This window comes from Pseudomonas sp. SIMBA_068 (genome assembly GCF_046534705.1).
Taxonomy (GTDB): domain Bacteria; phylum Pseudomonadota; class Gammaproteobacteria; order Pseudomonadales; family Pseudomonadaceae; genus Aquipseudomonas; species Aquipseudomonas putida.
In genome coordinates this window covers 1-471 of record NZ_JAWRYI010000053.1, presented here as the reverse complement: position 1 = coordinate 471, position 471 = coordinate 1, and the positions used below count along the sequence as shown (strand labels likewise).

Annotated in this window: 1 protein-coding gene; it reads right to left on the bottom strand. The window is 56.9% G+C overall.

The window, feature by feature from the left end; translation table 11 throughout:
- The coding region (locus SB756_RS28095; protein ID WP_410912755.1) for a LysR substrate-binding domain-containing protein at window positions 1–471 on the bottom strand (471 nt) is incomplete at both ends.

Below are 471 nucleotides of genomic sequence, written 5' to 3'. Positions count from 1 at the left end.
TCAACGCCACCTGTTCATGGACGGCCAGCGGATGATGTTGCGCCACGACTAACGCTAAACTTTCTGTCACTAAAGGAATTGCCTCCAGCACCGGCGAATGCACAGGCGCGAAGGCAATCCCAACGTCCAACTCGTCGCGGCAAAGCATATCCTCGATTTTCTCCTGCGACATTTCCTGTAGCTGGAGCGTGATGCTGGGATAGCGCGCATAGAAATCCGCCATTAAGGGGCCGATAAAGTAGCTCGTAAAGGTGGGGGTGACGGCGATACGCAGCGATCCTCGCGTCAGATCGGCAACATCATGAATCGCCCGTTTACCCGCCCCCAGTTCCTGTAACGCCCGGCTGGCGTACTGTCGCCAGACTTCTCCTGCATCAGTGAGACGAATCGTTCGCCCGCTACGGTCAAACAGCGGCACGCCTAAACTCTCCTCTAACTGGCGAATCTGCTGGGAAAGCGCAGGCTGGGAGA